The organism is Salinimicrobium terrae DSM 17865, assembly GCF_000424665.1.
Taxonomy (GTDB): domain Bacteria; phylum Bacteroidota; class Bacteroidia; order Flavobacteriales; family Flavobacteriaceae; genus Salinimicrobium; species Salinimicrobium terrae.
Genome location: NZ_KE384221.1, coordinates 232,607 through 253,911 on the forward strand (window position 1 = coordinate 232,607; position 21,305 = coordinate 253,911).

Genomic DNA, 21,305 nt, shown 5'->3' on the forward strand with positions numbered 1-21,305 from the left:
AATGACAATTTTGAGACTTATTTTTTTACTTCTTTCTTTTGTAGTGATTGTTTCCTGTTCAGAAAAGGATAAGCAAAGGACTGCGTATGGTGAAGCTTTAGGCACCACTTATTCAATTCAATATTATTCTGAAGATCTCATCCCTCTGGAAAAGGCACTGGATTCCATCTTTGAAAGGGTTAATCAATCAATGAGCACCTATAAAGAATCTTCAGACATTTCACGGATTAACAGGGGAGACAGCCTTGTTGAAGTTGACAGCCTCTTTCAAAGAGTCTTCTTGCTTTCTAAAGAGGTATGGCAGGAAAGCAACAGATATTTTGATCCCACAGTTGGGGATTTAGTCAATCAATACGGGTTTGGCCCCGAGAATGGACCTAAGGAAATAGATTCAGTCACGATTGATTCTCTTATGCGCTATGTAGGATTTGAGAAGCTGGAATTGAATGGGAATAAAATAATTAAAGAATCTCCACATATATATTTGGACTTTAATGCTATTGCCAAAGGCTACACTATTGATCTTATAGGAAATTATCTCGATTCAAAGGGCAGTGAAGATTACCTAATCGAATTGGGAGGAGAGCTTCTTGCAAAAGGAGTAAACAGAAAAAAAGCGTCCCCCTGGACAGTGGGGATAGATGATCCAATGCAGGAAGTGGGTCAAAGGGAACTTACTGCTGCCATAGTACTGCAGAACAGGGCCATGGCAACATCGGGTAATTATCGTAAGCACAGGACAGACCCTGAAACGGGAGCTCTCTACGTCCACACGATTAATCCTCTTACCGGGTTCGCTCAAAAAAGTGATCTCCTGAGTGTAACTGTTCTTGCCGAAAATTGTGCTTTAGCCGATGCTTATGCGACCGCCTTCATGGCAATGGGATACGATCTTTCCAAGTTGGTGCTTTCTCAACAGGATGATTTGGATGCTTTCCTTATCTATTCCACATTAGGCGGAGAAATGAAAGAATATGCAACTCCGGGTTTTGAAAAACTAATGAAAGATCTTTAATATTCCTGTTTTTTTGCAACCGGAATGATTTCTCCCTCGGCCAATCTAAATTTATCCACCAGGTGATTATCCAAATTTGATGTCAAATCGACCTCTTCGACATTGAAACCTATGCTTCGCAATTTATCGAAGTAATCTCTACCGTATACTCTTACATGATCATATTGTCCAAAAATCACTGCTCGCTCCCTGGGGTCTGTGATGGAATCATCTTCAAAGGTTATCTCCCGGGTAAGATCCTGTGGGATCTGTAAAATTGCAATGCCACCCGGTTCCAGGATTCTGTATAGCTCCTGCATCGCTTTAGTATCGTTTGGAATATGTTCCAGAACATGGTTGCATAAAATAAAATCAAAGCTATTATCTTCAAAGGGTAGATTGCATATGTCAGCTTTTATGTCAGCGAGAGGGGAATTAAGATCTGTAGTTGTGTAACTAAGATTCTTCAGTTTTCGGAAACGTTTATAAAAGGCTTGTTCAGGTGCAAAATGAAGTACTTTATGCGGAGCACTAAAAAAAGTCGTATGATCCTTTAAATAAAGCCACAGAAGGCGGTGACGTTCCAGGGAAAGGGTAGAAGGGGAGAGAACATTTTCCCGTTGGTTTTCATATCCGTAAGGAAGAAATTTTGAAAAACTTCGGCCATCTATGGGGTCCGTGTATTTATCCCCCCGAAGTATAAATAAAAAAAAAGGTTTGACCACGTAGCTAAGCCGAATTAGAAGAGGTCGGGGAATCTTGTTCAGAAAAAACTTGAAAGCTTTCCCGGTCATACCTTAATGTCTCCCCAGTTTTCTCCCGACTTTATTCGGTAGAGTTGCATTTCGGAAACTCCAAATTGCTTCGCAAGAACCCGGATGCGGGTTTTACGGTTAGGATCGAGTAGTTTTTTCTTTAGGATCGTTGCCTGGGCGTAAGAGAGTTTTGAGTAGCATTTAATGGTGCCAAGCTTACGCTTCAGTTTATTTTCCTTCACCTTTGGATTGTTTTGCTGGTGAGCTACCCATTCTTTTTTACTTACCCACGCGAGGTTGTTAACCTTGTTCTCGGTTTTGTTGTAGTTTTTGTGGATAACAAATTCATCTCCTTTTTTCTTAGTCAGAAAAAGCTCGGCCACAACACGATGAATATAACACGCCTGTTTTTTGCCATTTTTTAGGGTAGCCACAAATGTGAGGAAACCTTGCGATTTACCACCTTTTAGAAGATCTCCGTCAGGGTTTTTTACGTAGCTAATAACTCTTCCATAATTTGAAATTCCATAACAAAACCGTTCCTGCCAGTTTTCTCTGGAATAGGGAAGCCACTTTTCCTGCCGAAAATTTTTAATCATTGAAGTTGATAGTTTGCGCCCTGAATTCATCTTCCTCGTCACTTTCTATTCCCAGAGCCTCATAAATGTAATGAAAAGTTGATAACAGTTCCGGTTTTCCATCAATTAATGCAACGTCATGTTCAAAGTGGGCACTGGATTTATTATCTGCTGTAAGGATTGTCCACCCATCCCGTAATTGTTTAATACGATGAGTGCCGGCATTGATCATTGGCTCAATGGCTACCACCATTCCTTCAATGAACTTTTTTCCGCGGCCGCGCTTGCCGTAATTGGGCATTTCAGGATCTTCATGCATTTTAGCTCCCAGGCCGTGACCTACTAACTCCCTCACTACCCCAAAACCATTTTTTTCCGCATGCTGCTGAATTGCATATCCCACATCGCCTACGCGATTTCCCAGTTTGAATTCCCGGATCCCAACATATAGCGATTCCTTAGTAACCTCAAGAAGTTTTTTCGTCTCAGCATCAACTTCTCCAATAGTAAAGGTATAAGCATGATCCCCGTAGAAGCCGTTCTTAAAAGCTCCGCAATCTATGGAGATTATGTCTCCTTCTTGAAGAGGTTCATTATTAGGGATACCATGCACTACCTGGGCATTCGGACTCATACATAAAGAATTTGGAAAATCGTACATTCCAAGGAAGCCCGGCTCGGCACCATGGTCACGAATAAACTCTTCGGCCATTTTATCCAGTTGTAGAGTGGTCACTCCGGGTTTAACTTCCGCAGCGAGCATTCCCAGGGTCTTTGACACGATTAGGGCACTGTGGCGAATGAGTTCGACTTCTTCTCGGGTCTTTTGTATGATCATTAGAACTTCTTAAAAATTTTGAGCAATTTATTATTTTTCTTCTTAGGCTCCGGGGTTTTAGAAGATGAGTTAGCGAGCTGATGGTAAACTTCCCCCCAGGGAAGCAATCCATTGATGTTGCGATCATCTATAAAGATATCTGCCAGGATTTTGCGGCTCATCATTTTATCATCAAACTCCTCTTCAGGATAGCTTTTGTTCACCGCATAAAATTTTATTCCTTTTTTTTCACAAAATTCCACGGCTTCGTCAAGTTTAATTCCGCTTCTATAGGTCCAAAGAATAATTTGATGACCCTCTTGTTGCAATTTTCTAAGGCTCTCAAAGGCAAACAGGATAGGTTTCCCAATTTTCGGATAGCGATTTTCTACCAAAGTTCCATCAAAATCTACTGCTATAGTCAACAAATTGGGCATATGTAAAAAAACAATTAATAAAAGAAAGTTTAGATGAGTTACTGATAAGGGTTTTTATACTCCTGTCCCGAAACTATTTTTGCAACATCCTCTTCCAGTTCATCATTTGCGTATTCAACAAACCGGCCCACTTCCTCTCCATCTTTCAGGAAAATAATTGTGGGAACATATTGTATATCATATTCTTTTTGCCCGTCATTAGGCAAGGTTTTGTCTCTTCTTACGGCTCTTACATTAAGCTTGTCCATATTGTAATCTGCTAACTCCAAAAGTTTGTAAAATTTAGGCACTTCCCGTTGGCTATCGCCGCACCAGGTGCCCAAAAACATTTTAATTTCATAGTCATTAATATGCTCTTTTATAATCTCCAGGGCCTCCTTATTTGGCTTATAAGATTTGTACATTGGATCAAACCAGGCCGAAAACGGTGGTTGTTGTAAATCCTCCCGCTCTATCTCACCTATTAACATGTCGCTTTGATCCTCCTGGGAAACAACTGGCTCGGGTTGGATATTTGCAGTTTCTGCTTGTTGAGATTCACCGCAATTTGTTGCTGTTATTAACAGCATTGAAAGAAATAAGATCTTCATCATAATTAAAAAAGAGGTTTTTGTGTCATTAATTCTGGTTGTTCCACGCCCATTAGTTTAAGGATTGTCGGAGCTATATCTCCTAAAATGCCATCCTGTACAGTCTTTACGTCACTATCAACCAATATAAAAGGAACAGGATTCGTTGTATGAGCTGTGTTTGCACTTCCGTCGCTATTCACCATAAATTCACTATTCCCGTGATCGGCTATTACAAGTACCGAATAATCATTTTCAAGAGCGGCATCCACAACCCTTTTAGCACATGTATCTACAGTTTCACAAGCTTTAACCGCTGCTTCAAAAACTCCCGTATGACCAACCATATCGGGATTGGCAAAGTTGAGACAAATAAAGTCAGCAGATTTCTTATTAATTTCAGGCACTATGGCATCAGTTACTTCATACGCGCTCATTTCGGGTTGTAAGTCATAGGTTGCAACCTTAGGGGAGTTGATCATAAGTCTGCATTCTCTCTCAAAAGGATTTTCCCTTCCGCCGGAAAAGAAAAAGGTAACATGTGGATATTTCTCAGTTTCGGCAATGCGAATTTGAGACTTCCCCGCGCGCTCCAGGACCTCCCCAAGAGTGGCCTTAATGTCATCTTTACTGAAAACTACGTGAATATTCCTGAACGTCTCATCATACCGGGTTATGGTTACAAAGTAGAGAGGTAAGGCTTTCATTCCATGGTCTGAGAAATCCTGTTGTGTCAAAGCGTTTGTGAGCTGTCGACCACGATCTGTCCTGAAGTTGAAGAAGATCACCACTTCCTCCTCCTTAAGAGTTGCAACGGGATTTCCATTGCTGTCGGTCATGACTATGGGCTTTATAAATTCATCTGTAACTCCCTCGTCATAACTGTTTTGAATGGCTTCGACAGCATTTCGGCGCTTTTCTCCCTGCCCCTTTACAATTAGATCATAGGCTAACTTGGTTCTTTCCCAACGTTTATCTCTGTCCATTGCGTAGTATCTTCCAATAACAGAGGCTAATTTGCCGTTGGTTTTTTCCAAATGCTGCTCAAGTTCTTCAATAAACCCTTTTCCCGAATTTGGATCGACATCCCGGCCATCTGTAAAAGCGTGTACATACTTTTTTGTAATTCCGAACTCCTCTGCAGCTGTAAGCAATCCCTTTAAATGATTAATGTGGGAATGAACCCCGCCGTCACTCACCAGCCCCATAAAATGGATTGGTTTGTTATGTTTCTTTGCATATTGAAAGGCCTGTTCTAAAACGGGTTCTTTTCCAAGGCTCTTATTTTGTACAGCAAGATTGATCTTGGCCAGGTCCTGGTACACAACTCTTCCTGCACCAAGATTCATATGTCCCACTTCACTGTTGCCCATTTGTCCTTCGGGAAGCCCAACGTTCATTCCATCTGTTCTTAGCCGGCTGTGAGGGTATTTTTTATAAAGAGAATCTATGAATGGAGTATTTGCTTTGTCAACGGCTGAAGTTGCAGGGTCATTGCTGATCCCCCAACCGTCGAGGATCATCAAAATTACTTTTTTATTCATGGTAAAATGAGATTTGGGCAAAGATACAAAATATGGGTTGGAGGCAAGAAAGATATACTAAGAACTGTAGGGAACCTGAGAAAGAAAACACACGTATTTAAAACTTTAACACAATACAATTCTTTGTTTACAATAATTTTGTATTTCTTGGGTTATTAATATCGTGGAGGAGAAATGTTAAAGGGCTCATTATTACTGAATTAATTCTCTTACACCTGTCTTTGGTACGACCTTTGGATAATTATAGACAACTAACTAATTAACAAAACGATATGATAAATAAACTGATTGTACTCGCCGTTTTTATAGCCGCTTCTTTTGCCTTTACTACCTACGAACCAACAATTAATCCTACCGTTGAGACCCCTGTTGAAGTTTCTGTTATAGAAACGACCGAACCTACCGCCGAAGAAAAAATTAACCTTTTATATGAAGAATTTGCAAGTGTAAATGCAGATATGCCATCACAGATTTCCTTTACTTATGCGCTTACCGGATACAAGAAACTTAAAGGAGAGAATAAAATTGAAAATGAACTACTTACCATAGTAGATTTTAGTCTCCCTTCAACAGAAAAAAGAATGTGGATCCTAAACATGGAGAATAATACAATTCTTTATCATACCTATGTTTCTCATGGACAAAATACCGGAGGAAATATGGCTACAGAATTTTCAAACACTCCAAATTCCTTGCAAAGCTCTCTTGGTTTTTATGTTACTGCGGAAACTTATTACGGTAGAAATGGACTTTCTCTATTTATTGATGGACAGGAGAAAGAATTTAACTCGAAGGCCCGTGAGCGTTATGTGGTGATACACGGAGCAGATTATGCCAAGGAAGAATCAATTAAAAGACTTGGAAGATTAGGACGGAGCTATGGATGTCCTGCCGTACCTTCTGAAGTTGCTATAGACCTTATTAATACAATAAAAGGAAAATCTGCATTATTTATCTACCACACCAATTCGGAATATATTGCCAAATCCTCTTATCTTAATAATCCGGCAGTATAATCTTTAATCCAATATCAATTTTGTATAGATCTGTTCGTCAAGGTCGTATACATCATTTATAATAACAGTTTCATTTCCGGCCCGCCAGGCAGTCCAGTAAAGATGATGGACCTGGATGGGCCGGTCTACATTTACAGTAGTTGTTTCTCCAGATTGTATAGTCTCTTCAATTCTGTCCTTCTGCCATTCAGGTTGGTTTTCCACGATGTAAGCCGAAAGATCTATTGCATTTTCCACTCTTACACAACCCGAACTCTCTGCTCTCTGGGTTTGACCAAACAAACTCTTAGCCGGTGTATCGTGTAGATAGATCAGGTATTTGTTGGGATACATTATTTTTACCCTGCCCAAAGGATTTGAAGGTCCCGCCTGTTGCATAAAATTATAATTCATCGCATCACTACTGCTCCAGTTCACCTTTGAAGGGTTTACCCGTTCTCCGTTTGGTCCTGTAACTATCATATTGTTCTTTCTCAAATAAGAAGGGTCTGCTGCCATTTTTGGAAGTATATCTTCAGATTTAATAGTAGGAGGGACTGTCCAGGTAGGATTGATCACCAGGTGGTTCACCGTATCTGAAAAAATGGGAGTTGGTCTTTCTTTTGCTCCGGCGATTACATTGTGCTGTCTAACAGTATCCCCTTCTTTTATAACTGCCAGCTTAAAATGGGGAATGTTCACGAGAATATAGTGCTCTCCGAGATCCCTTGGGTACCAGCGCCATCTCTCCAGATTGGCAAGAATCTGGTTGTATATATCCCTGGGACCCTTGTTTAATTCATCAATGGTAGAATTCCCGATTATACCATCAGTCTGAATACTTTTGCTCTTCTGAAAAGTTTTTACTGCTTCCAACAAAGTTTCCGAATAAGTACTGTCAGCATTCGAGGAATTAACTTCAAGAAATTGCAATTCCTGAAGTCTCTTTGTTATAGCTGAAATGCGGGAATCAGATTCTCCGGGCTTAATAAGTTCTCCGCGTGGTATTTTATTGATTGGGGACTCGTTTTCCTTTAGTTCCTTATATTCCGCCAGGCTTTTCTTTAGATCATGATAAACCTGATGCTCGGGCTCAAGCTCATTAAAAACTGATTCAAAATCTTTATCATCAAGACCCCGTGCCAACAATGATGAAAAATCTTTCTCCTTTCTATTGATCCCCCAGAATTTATGTAATTCTGAAGGGTCCAGCTTCCCGTAATACAAGTGTTGGGCATAGGTAAGAAAGGCATCTGAAAGCAGCAGATCCAAATGTGCGGCATTTTCTTCGTCAAGATCGTTAATTGAAAGTAGCGAGTCGATTTTCTGCCCGTGGTAGTCCGTAAATTTAAGGCCCTCTTCGTCAGATTCTTTTAACCTATTGTAAAAGGAATGAATGGCATCTCCACTGGTCCAAAGGCTTTTGTAGTCGCGTTGGCTGTAGATCTCCTCCAGAGTTCCGCCTTCAAAAATGGCATTATCAGAAGATATTCTTGTTTTTATGCCATCGGGAGAAGCATTGGCAATACTTTTACCTGCCGCTTCCGAGGATTCCCTACTACCCGGTTCTCCTTTTTCACCCTCACAAGAATTCAGGCCAATAAAAAGGATCATTAGAGGGTAGAAAAATAATTTTTTCATAAATCAGTAGGATTTTTGTACATCACGATGTGCACGCATACATTTGGGATCATAAATGAAGATCCAATGGTTTTATAACCATATTTTTTATAGAAATCTACGGCTACTTCCCGTGCATTAAACCAAAGTAGTACTCCCGGGTTCTTTTGTTTCAGAATTTTTTCGCCTTCGAGAAGAAGATTTTCCCCAATTCTTTTTTTTCGAAATTCAGGAAGCACGGCCATTCCGCGTAACTGGTACTGGAAAGGTGCGTCAAAAATTCCATTTTTGCGAGGGACATAAGTTGCCACTCCCATCAGATTGTCCTCATCGAAATATCCAAGGTGGATGGTTTCAGCTTCCAGATCTCCCTCAAAAAAACACTCCCGAAGTGGTCTTCCCGGTCGCAGCACCTGCTGCCGCGTCCTATAGGTTTCTTCCGCTGAAATTTGTTGGATCAAGCTTTACTCATTGATTACTCTTCGGTAGCCTGTACTTCCCGGTATTCTTCGTGCCGCTCAAATTGAGCTGCTGCATAGCGGCAAAGAGGATCAATAAGGATGTCTTTTTCTTTGGCGTACTCCACACTGTGTTTTACCAGGCTGCTTGCCAGACCCTCTCCCTCGAATTTAGGATTTGTTTCTGTATGATCAAGTGTCATGATCTTATTATCCTGCAGGGTGTAGGTGAGTTCAGCAATAATGTCACCGTCTTTTTCTATATAGAACATTCCCTTTCCGTCGTCTTCTTTTTGCTGAATATCTTTTTTCATTTTATTGTTTTTTTAAAATTTGATCTACAATTCCGTAGTCGACAGATTCAGAAGCGTCCATCCAATAATCCCGGTTAAAATCTTTTACAACTCTGTCATAATCCTGGTTGCAATTCTCAGCCAATATTCGTGCGCTTAGTTCTTTTATCTTCAGGATTTCTGCTGCCTGTATTTCTATATTGGAAGCCTGCCCCTGAGCCCCGCCACTTGGCTGATGAATCATAACTTTAGCGTGCGGCTGAATAAACCTTCTGCCTTTTGCCCCGGCAGAAAGTAAAATGGAACCCATTGAAGCCGCCAGACCCGTACAAATTGTGGAAACCGGACTATTAAGTCCTAACATCGTATCGTAGATGGCAAATCCCGAAGTAACATAACCTCCCGGACTGCTTATAAAAAATTGTATTTCCTCATCACCTGTGGAATCCAGGTATAACATTCTTTCAATTAAATGTTTAGCCGTTTTTTCGTTCACTGTTCCCCAAAGAAAAATTTTGCGTTCGTTGAGAAGAGAGCGTTCTATTTGATCCTGAAGTTTCCCCGTTTTATCTGTGTCTTTCATGTTAAATTTTAAAATATTTAATAGCTAAAAATATGACTATTTTTGCAGAAAAGAACTGGATGAACCTTGCATTTAACAAGATTTTAAAGGAAGAAATTCCGCAGATTCTGCCCCTTATCCAGCAGTTGATGGGTAATACATTTTCAAATGATATCCTCACACAGAGATTTGAGGAAATGTTCAGCCAGAATTATGAGTGCTTTGGGATTTTTCTGGAAGAAGAGCTCGTTGGCGTATTTGGACTATGGTTTATGACCCGTCATTACGCCGGACGTTCCTGTGAACCCGACCATATCTATATATTGGAAGAACATCGGAACAAAGGACTGGGCAAGAAATTGTTCGAATTCATCTACGGGTATTCCGAAGAAAGAGGTTGTGAAACTTCAGAATTAAATAGTTACGTAAGCAATTATCGCAGCCATAAATTTTACCTGAATGAAGGCTATGAGATCAAGGGATATCATTTTCTGAAAAAGCTGTAAAAATTTTTTGAGCAATAAAAACTTTCAGTATATATTTGCAGAGCAATACCAACGCGGGAGTAGCTCAGTTGGTAGAGCGTCAGCCTTCCAAGCTGAATGTCGCCGGTTCGAACCCGGTCTCCCGCTCAAAGCCTCATCAAAAAGATGGGGCTTTTTTTTTTTGCGGGTGAGCGGGTGAGAAGTTTATCCCGAGCGTAGTCGAGGGGAACCCGGTCTCCCGCTCGAAGCCTCATCAAAAAGATGGGGCTTTTTTTTTTTGCGGGTGAGCGGGTGAGAAGTTTATCCCGAGCGTTGTCGAGGGGAACCCGGTCTCCCGCTCAAAGCCTCGTCGAAAGACGGGGCTTTTTTAATGTGAGAGAGCAGGTGAGAAGCCTGTCCCGAACCCCTCGTAAAGCTTAGGATAAAATCCGGCGAGGGGAAGTCGTTTAAAGCCTCACCGCTTCGTATTTCTGTAATGCTCAGGTCAATTAATTTAATATAACTGTTAATTCTTTCTATACGACAGCAGCATCCCAATACAAACTTTGTAATTTAAATAATTATTCACCTAAAGCTTTTAAAAATGAGACAAATAAATTCAGTTTTTCTCGTAGGAACCCTTGGAATACTATTTACTTCTATGGCCCACATTTTAATGGCGGTTATTACTTCTGAGGAAACGGCTGCCTCTACTTTCTGGATGTTGTATCCTGTTTTTGCAGGATTTCTGGTGGTAGGAACACGAGTGATGATGAAAAGAAAACTGACACAAAAGGATTAATGAATCCTGTACATGAAGATACATAATCTTGCGAGCACAGCTTTTGAAGAGGTTATCTCCTGCTTTCTCTCTGCCTTTGATAACTACTTTGTCACCCTTCCGCAGAGTACAGAATACTGGAAACAGCGCTTTTCTACAGCGAGGGTAGATTGGGAGCTTTCATTCGGTATGTTTGACAAGGATCAACTCGTTGGGTTTATTATCCATGGTGTTGATCAACACAACGAGGTACTTACAGCTTATAATAGCGGCACCGGAGTACTTCCCCTTTATCGCGGAAAAAATATTGTCGAGAAACTTTATACTCATGCTGTACCAAAATTAAAAAATAAAGGAATTGTGAAATGCCTGCTGGAAGTGATCATTGAAAATGGCAGGGCTGTTAAGGTCTATGAAAAAATTGGTTTCGAAGTAACTCAAATTTTAAAATCTTACAAAGGAACTCTGGATGCCGATGTGGGAAATGAATACGAGGTAGAGAGTATTTCTTATCAAAAAGTTCTGGACCTGGAACTTTATGATCCAAAATCCTATAGTTGGGATAATTCGGCAGAAGCAGTTAAAAAAGCCGAGGAGAACACCGAAACTCATTTACTAATTGATGGTGAAAATGAACCTACGGGTTATTTTACCATAGACCATTCTCAAAATATTCTTCAGATAGAAAGTGCAAATCAACATTTCAATGGTCTGTTTGATGCCGTAACGGGAGTGGCTACCACAATTAAGATTAAAAATATTCCTGCTCATCGTACTGAACTTATTGAAGCATTGCTGGCCCGGAACTTTGAAAATACAGTTAATCAACACCAAATGGAATTTTATTTATGATTAATTCCTGATAGGCTATTTTTGATTTCCCAAAGGAAAATCCAATCGTTTGAAAAAATTCAGGTTTTCAATCAATTGAATATTGAGGAATAATTTAGTTGTTACACCATGGTTCAAAATCAGAAAACAAACTTGCTGTTGAGGGATGGAGAAGCATATTATTTTGGAAAAATTCTCAATGGAAAATTGGCCGGTGATTATTTCAACCGACTCATGGAAACAATTGACTGGAAGCAGGATGAGGTAATTATCTTTGGTAAAAGGGTTGTGACCAGGAGAATGACGGGCTGGTATGGCGAAAAGGAATTTGAATACACCTACTCCAAAATTACCCGCAAAGCAAAGATCTGGACCCCCGAATTAATTGAGTTGAAGAACCTGGTGGAAGAGGAAACGGGATTGAAGTTTAATTCTTGTTTGCTCAACCTTTATCACACAGGAGAGGAGGGAATGTCCTGGCACAGCGATGCCGAAGCCGAATTGGGGAAACAACCGGCAATTGCTTCAGTTAGTCTGGGCGCAGAACGTAGATTCGTATTTAAACATAAAACTTCCGGTGAAAAATATGAACTTCAGCTTGAGCCGGGAAGTTTATTACTTATGGCCGGGGAAACTCAGAAATACTGGTTGCATAGTCTTCCGAAGTCAAAGAAAGTTAAGGAGCCGAGGATAAATTTAACTTTCAGAAATATTGTCATAAAAGAAAAGAGTTAAGACCGCTTCGTTACAAGGACCAAGAATCAAGATAAAATTTGATAAACTTAAAAGTAATGAGTTAAGAATTAAAATTTATCACGTTTCAAAAGTCTAGTCGCACAAAAATTTTCAGGAATTTTAAAAAATTGAAAATCCTGTGAGGGTGGTGAGCCGCTCGAGAGAGGCCATGCCTAAAGCCGAATTTCCTTTGGGATTGAGCGGCGGACTCCATACGGTCACTGCAAATCTATCGGGATGAACAGCAACTATTCCACCGCCTACTCCACTTTTCCCCGGTAAGCCTACCTCAAAACTGAATTCTCCCGCTTCGTCGTAGAAACCGCAGGTTTGCATAAGGGCATTGATCCTTTTCACTTGCCGGCCGGTAAGGAATTCACGATCTGAGCCTATTACTTTACCGTTGTTGGCAAAAATGATAAACGCGTTGGAAAGCTCGCGGCAGGACATAGCGAGAGAACACTGGTGAAAATAAAAGTCTAGTACCTCATCGGCAGTATTCTCAATGTTTCCGAAAGATTTGAGGTAATTTACCATAGCGTAATTGCGGTATCCTTCAGATCTTTCGGAGGCTGCGACCACATTATCGTAATCAATACTGGTATCCCCCGTGATCTCGTGCAAAAAAGCGAGTAAAGCTGCTTTTGGATTTGAAAAATGAGAAACAAGAACATCGGCCACCACCAGGGCACCTGCATTAATAAAGGGATTCCGGGGAATTCCCGAATCATTTTCAAGCTGAGAAAGGGAATTAAACGGATCTCCCGAAGGTTCAACACCTACGCGGTTCCAAAGCTTGTCCCCAACCACCTTCATAGCGAGCGAAAGAGTAAAAACCTTGGAAATCGACTGAATAGAAAACCGTTCTTTACTGTCACCAAAACAGTAATTATTTCCTTTTAAATCATAAAGGTGCATACCAAATTTATTTGGAGGTACTTTAGCCAACTCAGGGATGTATGATGCGACCTTACCCGATCTTGGCTGGTCTATGTATTCCTGATTGATCTGGTTAAGAATTTTTTGATAATCTACACTATGTGAGGTCATTCAATAAGGTTTCCGGTTCTACTTCAAATGGTTCTTGATTAGCTTCAAAAATTCGGGCTGTAAGTTCTCCTTTTAATTTTATATCCTTGCCTTTGACCTCCAGCCAACTCCCCTCGCGTAGACCTACAACGGGAGGGGTGTTGTGACGATGAAATTCTTTAATGCGTGTTTCGCGGGTCTCTCCTTTATGGGTTGACTCTGGATCTGGATCCAGGTAGTGGGGATTAATATTGAACGGTACTAAGCCCAGAGTATTAAAAGAAGGCGGATATACGATGGGCATATCATTGGTGGTCTTCATAGTAAGGCCGGCAATATTTGTGCCGGCGCTGGTTCCCAAATAAGGAACTCCATTTTTAACCGTTTCCTTTAGAATTGGGAGCAGGTCATACCTGTAAAGCTGTTGGACTAGGAGAAAAGTGTTTCCTCCTCCGGTAAAAATTCCTTCAGCTTTGGTGACAGCCTCTCGAGGCTCCGCAAATTCATGAATTCCTTTAATCTCCAGGCCTGCCTTTTTAAAAGCTTTTTGGGCAGTTGCAGTATAATCTGTATGGGAGATTCCTCCGGGACGTGCATAGGGGATAAACAAAATATAATTACATCCCGAAAAATGCCTTTTTAAAAGAGGTATTAGGTACTCAAGATATTCCTGGCCATGCAAAGTAGAAGTACTGGCAAGAATTAAATTTTTCATGTGGTGGTATTAGCAGTTGTGGTAAAATTAATAAATATGGGAGAGGCAGATTCTAAAATTTGGCCAATTCTATGAATTAAAGGTCATTCATTTATCCTTTGAAATGACGAAACATTTTTAAATCCGGTCCCTGGAAAAAAACTTCATCAACTCCCGAACCCATATTATTAATAAACGCCTTCTAATTAGGTTTAATAATGGCTATTTCCCAATCTTTAACGAAAATTTAGTCGGGAATTAAATTTTTATAAAGATTAGATTTTGTTCCTTTAAGAAAACCCGAATTATGAGACCCATTTTATCCTGTATCCTTTTCTTCATTACATTATCTGTTCTTGCCCAGACGAGGGTGCAAATTTCAGGGAATGTTACTCCACCTATGGGAGAGAGTCCTGAAGGAATCACCGTGGTTAACCGGACAGCGAAAAATGCGACTATTGTAAATGAAGAAGGGGAGTTTACCGTTAGAGTGGCTGCCGGAGATACACTACATTTTTCTGCTCTTCAATTTCAGGATTTTTCTGTTGTTGTGGATGAAGGGGTGGTGGAGAACCGGCAGCTGAATGTTTTTGTTTCTGAAGCAATTACCGAGCTTCCGGAAGTTGTAGTTTCTCCTTATGATCTTTCGGGTAACGTACAGGTTGATGTGAAAATAATTCCAGTAGTGGAGGCTGAACTCCCTACAAGATCTGCAGCCGAAATAAATCCTTATGAAAATACTTTTCGACCGGACTCCCTGGTTTCACCTCCGAATGCGGCCATGCGAAGTGCTATGATCTACAGCGGGGTAGGCATTGCGAACATTTTTAGAAATATTTTCACTTCCCGCGATGTCACCACTACTGTGGGGGGAGATGAAGATATTGATGACCAGGTTCTTCAGTTATACGAGGACGATTTCTTTAATGAACAACTAAACATCCCGGAGGAGAACATTCACGAGTTTATTCTTTTTGCTGAAGACAATGGTTTAACTCCTGAAATGCTGAAGCCCGAAAATGAGATGGCACTTATAGAATTTCTTGTTGCTCAAAGCCAAAAGTATAAACTGCGTAAGGCAAATCCAGCAAGGGGCCAATAGAAGAAAAAATTAGTTTCAAAAATAAGTATTCATTTTCCACTTTTTGAGAGGTAAATGCTGTTTTTTCTGTACAAATTTTGCTTTTTCGTTGTGATTCTTAGGGAATTTTGGCGTTCTTTATAACATGAAGCATCTGCTACTCCTCAGCTTCCTTTTCTTGTTTATTACCACTTCTGCCCAGACGTTTGGTGAGGTTGAGCTTTACGGAAAAATTACAGTTCCTGCTGAAGCTGACTCCGCGGGAATAGCTGTATATAACAAAAATACCGGGAAAGGAAGCGTGTCAACAAAAGATGGAGAATTTTCTATTGTTGCTAACCTTAACGATTCCCTTTACCTTTCCGCCTTGCAATACCAGAGCCTTCTGGTAGTGGTGGATGAAAATATGATCAAAAGAGGTACACTTCAGGTAGAGATCACCGAAAATATAAATGAATTGCCCGAAGTTGTAATTAAACCTCATGATCTAACCGGAAATCTCACAGCAGACCTTCAAAATATTCCCATTCAACAGCTTGATCTACCTGCATGGTCCGCAGCTGAATTAAACAATATGGACTTTTCTTTTGCCCCCGATGGTCAATCTGCAGTGTCTAATGCAGCCATGGGTGGAGGGACTGGTAAGCATGGTTTCCAACCTAAAATGATCATTGGAGGACTGGTAGATCTTTTGATTCCAAATTCAAATTCCAAAGTAGTAGATCCTTTTGAGAAAAAAGCATCTTTTACAATGCTGGAAAAAGAGCTAACGAGCCGCTATGATCCTCAATTTTTTGAGGAGGTGCTTCAAATTGAGAGGGAAAAGATCTCGGCGTTTATTGCCTTTCTAAGTGATCAGGGTGTTTCACAAGTTCTTTTAAAAAAGGGAAAAGAGTTGCAGCTGCTAGATCTTATGGTGCTTCAGAGTGTGAATTATCGCCAAAAATAAAATAAATAGATTGAAAACTCATTTTTTATTTTCACTCCTATTTTCTAACTTGTTGTGACAGAATTTAACCAAAAGAGATCAGATTTTCACCTTTCTGAGAGGAATAGAGAAAGACAAATAAAAGGAAACTGACAACTTTTTTGAACAAATTAAAGTCTTTATTTCAGGTTAGAATTTTTAGACGATCTGGAAGAACATTAATAGCTTTTGCTTCTGAAAATACTGTTTACTTTTAATCAAATTTCAAAACAGCACTTCTTCAAAGGGAACGTCTTCTCCCGCTAATAAAAACACTTTATTTTTAAGGCCGGAAGTCTTTGCCTGCAGTTCCCGGTAGTAGTCTGCATAATCAACATCGGGTTCTTTTAATCCAAGAAAAACGAGATCGGCTTTTTGGCTTGATTCGGCAAGGATTTCCGGGAAGTTTTTGCCAGCTGCTATTATGACTTCATAACCTGCATTAGAACGCATTTTATCAATCATTTTAGCCAGGTTTTGTTCAGCTCCTATAGCGGCGGACTCATTTGCTACGACCATTTTAATGGTAAGGTCTGCCTCGCTCCATTCCCGGCTCCGTTTCAGCATATGCGCCATTACGATCATTAGCGCCCCGTTTAATTTTAAACCTCCCCACCAGAGATCTATTTTTTCTTTAGGATTAGCATTGTAATCTGCCTCCATATCCAGGATCATTACATTACGCTGCGACCTGAAAAAATAATTGATCATATCACAATAATCAGGTAGGTGACTTTCCTCCCTGGTATCTCCAAGGATAACGGTATTGGGAACCAGGGTGCCCAGTCCATAATTATCTACCATTGTTTTAGCTCCGACATATGGATTAGCGGCCGGCACTATACGGACTAAACTGTAAATTCCTTTTCTGGAAAGAAATTCTTTGGTATGCCGTTCCAGCTCTATTATTCTTTTCTTGTTAATATTTCTGTTCGTAAGAACTGTCGCTACTGTCATTAAAGCCTTTCCCTGTACAAAGCTGTTAGCCATAGCTATGAGATGCCAACGGCTCAAAGGAGCTCCCGACAAGACCAGGAAGTGAGGACGCCAGTTTTTAGGATCGGCTACTTCCCCAAGACGCATTAAGCTGGACCGGATGAGGCTTAATAGAATTCCACGTCCTACTCCTCCCCAGGTTCTCTCAAGATTCCTGCGTTTGAGCCAGAAGAAAATAGCAGATACAAAGATAGCTGCGATAAAAGTTGCCAAAGGATTAATTAAGATCATAGCACTTATACAACCTGCTGCCCCTAATAGGGAAAAAAACCAGTGAACTTTAAAACGTGGACGGAATGACGGGGATTTCAGAATATTTTCAACTCCTGCAGAGATATTCAACACCCCATAAGCTGTAAGGAAAAACATTGTTAGCACCGGGGCTATCATGTTCAAATCTCCTAGAAGTACGGCGGTAATAGTAAAAATAAGGGTGAAAATAGTACCCATTCGGGGAAGGTTTTCTTTTCCGCTTCCCTTCCCTAATCTCGCCATTACAGGAGGTAAGACTCCATCCCGGGCAAGTGCCTGCAGCACTCTGGGGGCAGCCATGGTGCTGCCAAGAGCACTGGATAATGTAGCACCCCAAACACCTATTAGGATAGCATCTCCCCAAAAGGCGATCCTTCGCATGATCATTGGGTCTTCTATAAGACTACTGGCGTCGGCACGCGTAGCCAGAATTATTGGTAAAACCATGTAAATTACATAACCCGCACCTACAGCCATAAAAGTGCCTTTAGGTATTGACTTAGCAGCGTCCTTCAAATCTCCAGACATATTGACCCCCACGTCAATACCTGTTACTGCGGGAAAGAAAACCGCAAAAACAACCCAAAACGGAACTGAATTTTCTGGAGATGCACCCCATAATTCTATTTCGGTAGATTCAATTGGGCTACCAAAAATTAATGAAATAAGAGAAATGACAATTGCGGCAAGAATAAAATATTGTACCCGGCTGGCTGCTTTGGCCGAAACAAGGGCTACGCCGGCAACAAAAAGAATAGCGGCAACGGCTATTATTTTTTCATTTAATTGAGGGAAAACTTGCACTATACTTTCAGCAAAACCCACCGTATACATGGAAACAGATAAGGCCTGGGCCAGGTACAGAGAAATACCAACTGCGCCTCCACTCTCGATCCCAAGGGATCGACTTATCATATAATAAGCACCACCAATCTTTACCTGTTGATCTGTGGCTATAGCCGCAAGGGAAAGAGAAGTGAGGAAAGTGATAGATGTAGCCAGAGTAACAATTATAAGACTGCCTACTAGACCAACATTACCTACTACCCAGCCAAACCGAAGGTACATGATCACTCCCAGTATGGTGAGAATGGATGGTGTGAAAACACCCGCAAAAGTGCTGAGGCCGGAAGATTTTACGGGGCTTACCTTCTTCTTGTTTTTGTTTTCCAAATTATTGTGCAATAGACACTTCAATATAGAAAAGGAAATGCAGAGGTAGAAATAAAAAGAAAATTTTTATTTCTTTTTTATGAAGTTTGAGGAAGGTCTGGAAAAAACATAATCTGAGATTAAAGAATTTGATTTCCTACCAAAATAAAATTCAGTTCAGAATTCTCTTTCTTAAAGAGAATTCGGGATGTGGGAAAATAATTTAAGCCAGTTCCATTTTTTCAGATCTCAATTGGGGTTTTCTCTTTTTATATTTTCTTCCGTACCATAATAAAAAGCCTGTTACCGGCAAACTTGCACAGATGAGACTGGCAAAAAAAGAAATTATTTTCCCTGGAAGTCCGGCAATCGCACCAACATGAATGTCGAAATTCATCCTGATCATTTTTTCTGAAAATCCCGCTTCTTCATAAGCTCCATAAATACTTGGGGTTTCAATCTCCTCCAGCGTATTTTGATCATAAAAACGGTAATCTGCACTATAATAAACCCCATCCTCATAGGCAATTTCAACATATATACTCGAAGTTTCGGTATATGGATAGTGGATCTCAAAATCTACTGCTTCAGGAAATTCATTTTTCAGGTTTGCAAGGAGAGATTCGATGGGAGGATTTTCAGTAGGCTTAAAAGTACCGGTTGTGTTTTCCGGAATGGAAAAAACAACTTCTTTCTCTCCACCTACGCCTTTATAGACAGCGTTCTCAAACCAATCAAAGACCATAACTAATCCGGTAAATACTACAACAACTGCAATAAAACTTACATAGAACCCTAAGACCGAATGTAAATCAAAGTTCTTTCGTTTCCACTTTGTACTTTTTTTCCAGTCAAATGAAAAACGTTGGTTTTTCATTTTCTTGTTCTTCGGCCACCAAAGTATGATACCGGTAACCAGCATAAGAAAAAAGATGAAGGTACTCCAGCCCACGACCTGACTCCCTATTTCTTCAGGAAGCCATAAATACATGTGGCCATGCAGAATAAAATGGAAAAATCCTGTCATATGATCTTCTACTTTAAGGATTTCCCCGGTATAAGGATGAAGAAATACAGACTGATAAAATTCAGGTTCCAACTCGTAAAAAATGACTTCTATAGGATCGGTCTCTTCGGCATAAACAGTACCGTGTACATTGTTTTCGGGGAAAACTTTCTGAGCTATGCCACGTGCCTCCAAAGGGGAAAGTATAGGCTCGTTCCTTTGTTCAAATTCAGGAAGATCATTGGCTAGCATATTGATCTCCTCCTGAAAAACCCACATACAACCGGTAATTGCAATTACAAATACAATTGCACCCGTGATTAATCCAAGATAGAGATGAATCTGCCTGATTACTTTCTTAAAATTCGATTTGCTCTTCTTCTTTTCCATACCAAAACAAAAAAGGTCCCATGCACCAGAAGGTCTTCATGGGACCGGTAAAATTAAAGTTTGAAAAAACCTTTGATGGTTTTTCCTTGAATTTCAGCTCCTTTTGTTGCCGTAGCCGATTCTACATCCACTTGGTAAACAAAAGCCTCTGTGGCCGTTTCAATGCTTAGGTAAACCTTTCCGTCTTCCACGTAAACAGGGGAAGAGTATCTTTTAGCATGTAAAGGAACGTTACTCACCGGTGTCACGGTTTTGGCTTCAAGGTCAAGGATCACCAGTCTCTGGTTAAAAGTTTCCCTGCCAAAAGCTCCCCAGGCAGCACCATCGTCATGAGTAAGCAGTCGGGCAATAGCTTTATCTCCTCCTACATAGTCAAACCAGAAGAGTTTTTCGCCTCCTGTCGCTTTCTCTACATTAAAGAAATAATTCGGGTCAAATTCAGTTTCCCCATTCGGGATCATTAAAATACCCGATGGTTTGGTAGAAGCCGGAGAAAAGCCGGCCATAACTGCACCGGAAGAAAAAGAATAAAGATCTCCGTTATCAGCTTCAATTAACCCTGTAGTCGCACCGTTAACACCAATATTGCCTGTACGTGGGTCCGAAATTATTTTAATTGGTTCTTCCTCCACATCAGGAAAAGAATAGACTGCTACAAAAGCAGAGTCCGGGCTTGGGGTAGTGAAATGCCCTTGCGGATCCATTTTGTGAAATGGAATGAAAAGGTGATTACCGCGAACTTCAAGAGCGGTTGGCCATGCCACTTTTTCTTCTGTTTCTGAGGCATATATTTGCGTAGAAACGATCTTCTCAACCTGCACAGTGTTTTCATCTACAAAATACAATTTTCTGTCTCCATACCCGGTGCGAGGGATCTCCATGGCGAGGAGGGTTTCACCGTCATTAGAATGTCCAAACATTTCCAGTGCGTTTTCGAAAGTAAACTTGCCACTTTCTACTATTTCTCCCTCATCATTTTTTACGTAGGCTGTTGCCATGTTGTCCTCGCTATATCCGGATGCAAAAAGAGTATTGCCAACAGGATAATAGAACCTCCAGCCTGTTTGTTCAATTCCTGTACCCTGAGCAGTGATTTCACCTTCCATTATATTCTCCTGAATTATAATGAATTCAGATTCATCACCTCCGGTGGTTTTTAGGGCCATAGTGATCCCTGTATCTTCTGGGGTGGTGGGTTGATCAATTGGATCATCAGACTCGCATGCTGTAGTAAAAAGCCCTAAAGCTCCTAAAAGTAAAAGTGAATTTAAACGTTTCATAAAATAGGTGTTTGAATAAATAATT

Annotated in this window: 23 protein-coding genes and 1 tRNA gene; 9 read left to right on the forward strand and 15 right to left on the reverse strand. The window is 40.6% G+C overall.

Going from position 1 to position 21,305, the window contains the following annotated elements; all coding sequences use genetic code 11:
- Position 1: 1 nt before the first annotated feature.
- Positions 2–1,015, forward strand: a complete 1,014-nt coding sequence (locus tag H148_RS0113275; protein ID WP_037325234.1) for an FAD:protein FMN transferase — start codon at positions 2–4, stop codon at positions 1,013–1,015.
- On the opposite strand, the gene H148_RS0113280 is transcribed toward H148_RS0113275, so the two are convergent.
- Genes H148_RS0113280 through gpmI form a run of 6 tightly spaced genes read right to left on the reverse strand, consistent with a single transcriptional unit; the run spans position 1,012 to position 5,694 of the window.
- The gene (locus H148_RS0113280; protein WP_029035235.1) at positions 1,012–1,788 is read right to left on the reverse strand and encodes a class I SAM-dependent methyltransferase; all 777 of its coding nucleotides are present in this window, start codon (positions 1,786–1,788) and stop codon (positions 1,012–1,014) included. The two genes, H148_RS0113275 and H148_RS0113280, sit on opposite strands and share 4 nt — an antisense overlap.
- Positions 1,785–2,348: an HNH endonuclease gene (locus tag H148_RS0113285; protein WP_029035236.1), complete on the reverse strand. Its 564-nt coding sequence runs from the start codon at positions 2,346–2,348 to the stop codon at positions 1,785–1,787. Before H148_RS0113285 ends, H148_RS0113280 begins: the two co-directional genes overlap by 4 nt.
- Positions 2,341–3,165 (reverse strand): type I methionyl aminopeptidase, encoded by an 825-nt coding sequence (gene map, locus H148_RS0113290; protein ID WP_029035237.1) that lies wholly within the window; start codon positions 3,163–3,165, stop codon positions 2,341–2,343. The genes H148_RS0113285 and map overlap by 8 nt, the downstream gene beginning before the upstream one ends.
- On the reverse strand, positions 3,165–3,581 hold the full coding sequence (locus tag H148_RS0113295; RefSeq protein ID WP_029035238.1) for a BT0820 family HAD-type phosphatase: 417 nt from the start codon (positions 3,579–3,581) through the stop codon (positions 3,165–3,167). The genes map and H148_RS0113295 overlap by 1 nt, the downstream gene beginning before the upstream one ends.
- Before the next feature lie 38 nt (positions 3,582–3,619).
- The gene (locus tag H148_RS0113300) at positions 3,620–4,174 is read right to left on the reverse strand and encodes a TlpA family protein disulfide reductase (RefSeq protein ID WP_029035239.1); all 555 of its coding nucleotides are present in this window, start codon (positions 4,172–4,174) and stop codon (positions 3,620–3,622) included.
- A gap of 2 nt (positions 4,175–4,176) precedes the next feature.
- Positions 4,177–5,694 carry a 2,3-bisphosphoglycerate-independent phosphoglycerate mutase gene (gene gpmI / locus H148_RS0113305; protein ID WP_029035240.1) on the reverse strand — a complete coding sequence of 506 codons (1,518 nt, stop codon included), beginning with the start codon at positions 5,692–5,694 and terminating at the stop codon, positions 4,177–4,179.
- Positions 5,695–5,966: 272 nt separating this feature from the next.
- Here gpmI and H148_RS0113310 point away from each other — a divergent pair, with 272 nt between their 5' ends.
- Positions 5,967–6,710 carry a murein L,D-transpeptidase catalytic domain family protein gene (locus H148_RS0113310; RefSeq protein WP_029035241.1) on the forward strand — a complete coding sequence of 248 codons (744 nt, stop codon included), beginning with the start codon at positions 5,967–5,969 and terminating at the stop codon, positions 6,708–6,710.
- A gap of 3 nt (positions 6,711–6,713) precedes the next feature.
- On the opposite strand, the gene H148_RS17935 is transcribed toward H148_RS0113310, so the two are convergent.
- The 4 genes from H148_RS17935 to H148_RS0113330 are packed head-to-tail and all read right to left on the reverse strand — an operon-like array spanning position 6,714 to position 9,643.
- Entirely contained in the window at positions 6,714–8,330 is a 1,617-nt protein-coding gene (locus H148_RS17935) for a L,D-transpeptidase family protein (RefSeq protein ID WP_083961669.1), read from the reverse strand.
- Entirely contained in the window at positions 8,327–8,770 is a 444-nt protein-coding gene (locus tag H148_RS0113320) for a GNAT family N-acetyltransferase (protein WP_029035242.1), read from the reverse strand. The genes H148_RS17935 and H148_RS0113320 overlap by 4 nt, the downstream gene beginning before the upstream one ends.
- A 14-nt stretch (positions 8,771–8,784) precedes the next feature.
- Entirely contained in the window at positions 8,785–9,081 is a 297-nt protein-coding gene (locus H148_RS0113325) for a GNAT family N-acetyltransferase (RefSeq protein ID WP_029035243.1), read from the reverse strand.
- A 1-nt stretch (position 9,082) separates the two neighbouring features.
- Positions 9,083–9,643 carry a ClpP family protease gene (locus H148_RS0113330; RefSeq protein ID WP_029035244.1) on the reverse strand — a complete coding sequence of 187 codons (561 nt, stop codon included), beginning with the start codon at positions 9,641–9,643 and terminating at the stop codon, positions 9,083–9,085.
- Positions 9,644–9,675: 32 nt separating this feature from the next.
- On the opposite strand from H148_RS0113330, the gene H148_RS0113335 reads away from it, so the two are divergent.
- From H148_RS0113335 to H148_RS0113355, 5 genes are all read left to right on the forward strand, one after another.
- Positions 9,676–10,128, forward strand: coding sequence for a GNAT family N-acetyltransferase (locus H148_RS0113335; protein WP_245583429.1), 453 nt, complete (start codon positions 9,676–9,678; stop codon positions 10,126–10,128).
- Between the two features lie 53 nt (positions 10,129–10,181).
- A tRNA-Gly gene (locus H148_RS0113340) sits at positions 10,182–10,254 on the forward strand.
- A gap of 436 nt (positions 10,255–10,690) precedes the next feature.
- Positions 10,691–10,888: a hypothetical protein gene (locus H148_RS0113345; RefSeq protein WP_029035246.1), complete on the forward strand. Its 198-nt coding sequence runs from the start codon at positions 10,691–10,693 to the stop codon at positions 10,886–10,888.
- A 12-nt stretch (positions 10,889–10,900) separates the two neighbouring features.
- Positions 10,901–11,719: a GNAT family N-acetyltransferase gene (locus H148_RS0113350; protein ID WP_029035247.1), complete on the forward strand. Its 819-nt coding sequence runs from the start codon at positions 10,901–10,903 to the stop codon at positions 11,717–11,719.
- Between the two features lie 108 nt (positions 11,720–11,827).
- Positions 11,828–12,433 carry an alpha-ketoglutarate-dependent dioxygenase AlkB family protein gene (locus H148_RS0113355; protein ID WP_029035248.1) on the forward strand — a complete coding sequence of 202 codons (606 nt, stop codon included), beginning with the start codon at positions 11,828–11,830 and terminating at the stop codon, positions 12,431–12,433.
- Positions 12,434–12,553: 120 nt separating this feature from the next.
- Here H148_RS0113355 and H148_RS0113360 read toward each other — a convergent pair whose 3' ends face one another.
- Together H148_RS0113360 and pepE are read right to left on the reverse strand one after the other, a co-directional pair.
- Positions 12,554–13,483: a glutaminase gene (locus H148_RS0113360; RefSeq protein WP_029035249.1), complete on the reverse strand. Its 930-nt coding sequence runs from the start codon at positions 13,481–13,483 to the stop codon at positions 12,554–12,556.
- Positions 13,470–14,177: a dipeptidase PepE gene (gene pepE, locus H148_RS0113365; RefSeq protein WP_029035250.1), complete on the reverse strand. Its 708-nt coding sequence runs from the start codon at positions 14,175–14,177 to the stop codon at positions 13,470–13,472. Before pepE ends, H148_RS0113360 begins: the two co-directional genes overlap by 14 nt.
- A gap of 286 nt (positions 14,178–14,463) precedes the next feature.
- On the opposite strand from pepE, the gene H148_RS0113370 reads away from it, so the two are divergent.
- A complete protein-coding gene (locus H148_RS0113370) occupies positions 14,464–15,258 on the forward strand; it encodes a hypothetical protein (protein ID WP_029035251.1) in 795 nt (264 codons plus the stop codon).
- 124 nt (positions 15,259–15,382) lie between these two features.
- Positions 15,383–16,186 (forward strand): peptidase associated/transthyretin-like domain-containing protein, encoded by an 804-nt coding sequence (locus H148_RS0113375; protein WP_029035252.1) that lies wholly within the window; start codon positions 15,383–15,385, stop codon positions 16,184–16,186.
- Between the two features lie 243 nt (positions 16,187–16,429).
- Here the strand turns inward: H148_RS0113375 and H148_RS0113380 are convergent, their stop codons facing one another.
- The 3 genes from H148_RS0113380 to H148_RS0113390 all read right to left on the reverse strand — a co-directional run bounded on the left by H148_RS0113380 (position 16,430) and on the right by H148_RS0113390 (position 21,280).
- Positions 16,430–18,625, reverse strand: coding sequence for an amino acid permease (locus H148_RS0113380; RefSeq protein ID WP_029035253.1), 2,196 nt, complete (start codon positions 18,623–18,625; stop codon positions 16,430–16,432).
- Positions 18,626–18,827: 202 nt separating this feature from the next.
- Entirely contained in the window at positions 18,828–20,000 is a 1,173-nt protein-coding gene (locus H148_RS0113385) for a PepSY-associated TM helix domain-containing protein (protein WP_029035254.1), read from the reverse strand.
- Between the two features lie 53 nt (positions 20,001–20,053).
- Positions 20,054–21,280, reverse strand: coding sequence for a DUF4374 domain-containing protein (locus H148_RS0113390; protein ID WP_029035255.1), 1,227 nt, complete (start codon positions 21,278–21,280; stop codon positions 20,054–20,056).
- Between the last annotated feature and the right edge of the window lie 25 nt (positions 21,281–21,305).

What these genes read in the sequence shown, in the direction of transcription:
- H148_RS0113390 (WP_029035255.1), bottom strand. Translation starts at nt 21,280, where the DNA reads ATGAAACGTTTAAATTCACTTTTACTTTTAGGAGCTTTAGGGCTTTTT.
- gpmI (WP_029035240.1), bottom strand. Translation starts at nt 5,694, where the DNA reads ATGAATAAAAAAGTAATTTTGATGATCCTCGACGGTTGGGGGATCAGC.
- H148_RS0113275 (WP_037325234.1), top strand. Translation starts at nt 2, where the DNA reads ATGACAATTTTGAGACTTATTTTTTTACTTCTTTCTTTTGTAGTGATT.
- pepE (WP_029035250.1), bottom strand. Translation starts at nt 14,177, where the DNA reads ATGAAAAATTTAATTCTTGCCAGTACTTCTACTTTGCATGGCCAGGAA.
- H148_RS0113285 (WP_029035236.1), bottom strand. Translation starts at nt 2,348, where the DNA reads ATGATTAAAAATTTTCGGCAGGAAAAGTGGCTTCCCTATTCCAGAGAA.
- H148_RS0113360 (WP_029035249.1), bottom strand. Translation starts at nt 13,483, where the DNA reads ATGACCTCACATAGTGTAGATTATCAAAAAATTCTTAACCAGATCAAT.
- H148_RS0113310 (WP_029035241.1), top strand. Translation starts at nt 5,967, where the DNA reads ATGATAAATAAACTGATTGTACTCGCCGTTTTTATAGCCGCTTCTTTT.
- H148_RS0113335 (WP_245583429.1), top strand. Translation starts at nt 9,676, where the DNA reads ATGACTATTTTTGCAGAAAAGAACTGGATGAACCTTGCATTTAACAAG.
- H148_RS0113325 (WP_029035243.1), bottom strand. Translation starts at nt 9,081, where the DNA reads ATGAAAAAAGATATTCAGCAAAAAGAAGACGACGGAAAGGGAATGTTC.
- H148_RS0113350 (WP_029035247.1), top strand. Translation starts at nt 10,901, where the DNA reads ATGAAGATACATAATCTTGCGAGCACAGCTTTTGAAGAGGTTATCTCC.
- H148_RS0113355 (WP_029035248.1), top strand. Translation starts at nt 11,828, where the DNA reads ATGGTTCAAAATCAGAAAACAAACTTGCTGTTGAGGGATGGAGAAGCA.
- H148_RS17935 (WP_083961669.1), bottom strand. Translation starts at nt 8,330, where the DNA reads ATGAAAAAATTATTTTTCTACCCTCTAATGATCCTTTTTATTGGCCTG.
- H148_RS0113295 (WP_029035238.1), bottom strand. Translation starts at nt 3,581, where the DNA reads ATGCCCAATTTGTTGACTATAGCAGTAGATTTTGATGGAACTTTGGTA.
- H148_RS0113345 (WP_029035246.1), top strand. Translation starts at nt 10,691, where the DNA reads ATGAGACAAATAAATTCAGTTTTTCTCGTAGGAACCCTTGGAATACTA.
- map (WP_029035237.1), bottom strand. Translation starts at nt 3,165, where the DNA reads ATGATCATACAAAAGACCCGAGAAGAAGTCGAACTCATTCGCCACAGT.
- H148_RS0113370 (WP_029035251.1), top strand. Translation starts at nt 14,464, where the DNA reads ATGAGACCCATTTTATCCTGTATCCTTTTCTTCATTACATTATCTGTT.
- H148_RS0113330 (WP_029035244.1), bottom strand. Translation starts at nt 9,643, where the DNA reads ATGAAAGACACAGATAAAACGGGGAAACTTCAGGATCAAATAGAACGC.
- H148_RS0113280 (WP_029035235.1), bottom strand. Translation starts at nt 1,788, where the DNA reads ATGACCGGGAAAGCTTTCAAGTTTTTTCTGAACAAGATTCCCCGACCT.
- H148_RS0113375 (WP_029035252.1), top strand. Translation starts at nt 15,383, where the DNA reads ATGAAGCATCTGCTACTCCTCAGCTTCCTTTTCTTGTTTATTACCACT.
- H148_RS0113385 (WP_029035254.1), bottom strand. Translation starts at nt 20,000, where the DNA reads ATGGAAAAGAAGAAGAGCAAATCGAATTTTAAGAAAGTAATCAGGCAG.
- H148_RS0113300 (WP_029035239.1), bottom strand. Translation starts at nt 4,174, where the DNA reads ATGATGAAGATCTTATTTCTTTCAATGCTGTTAATAACAGCAACAAAT.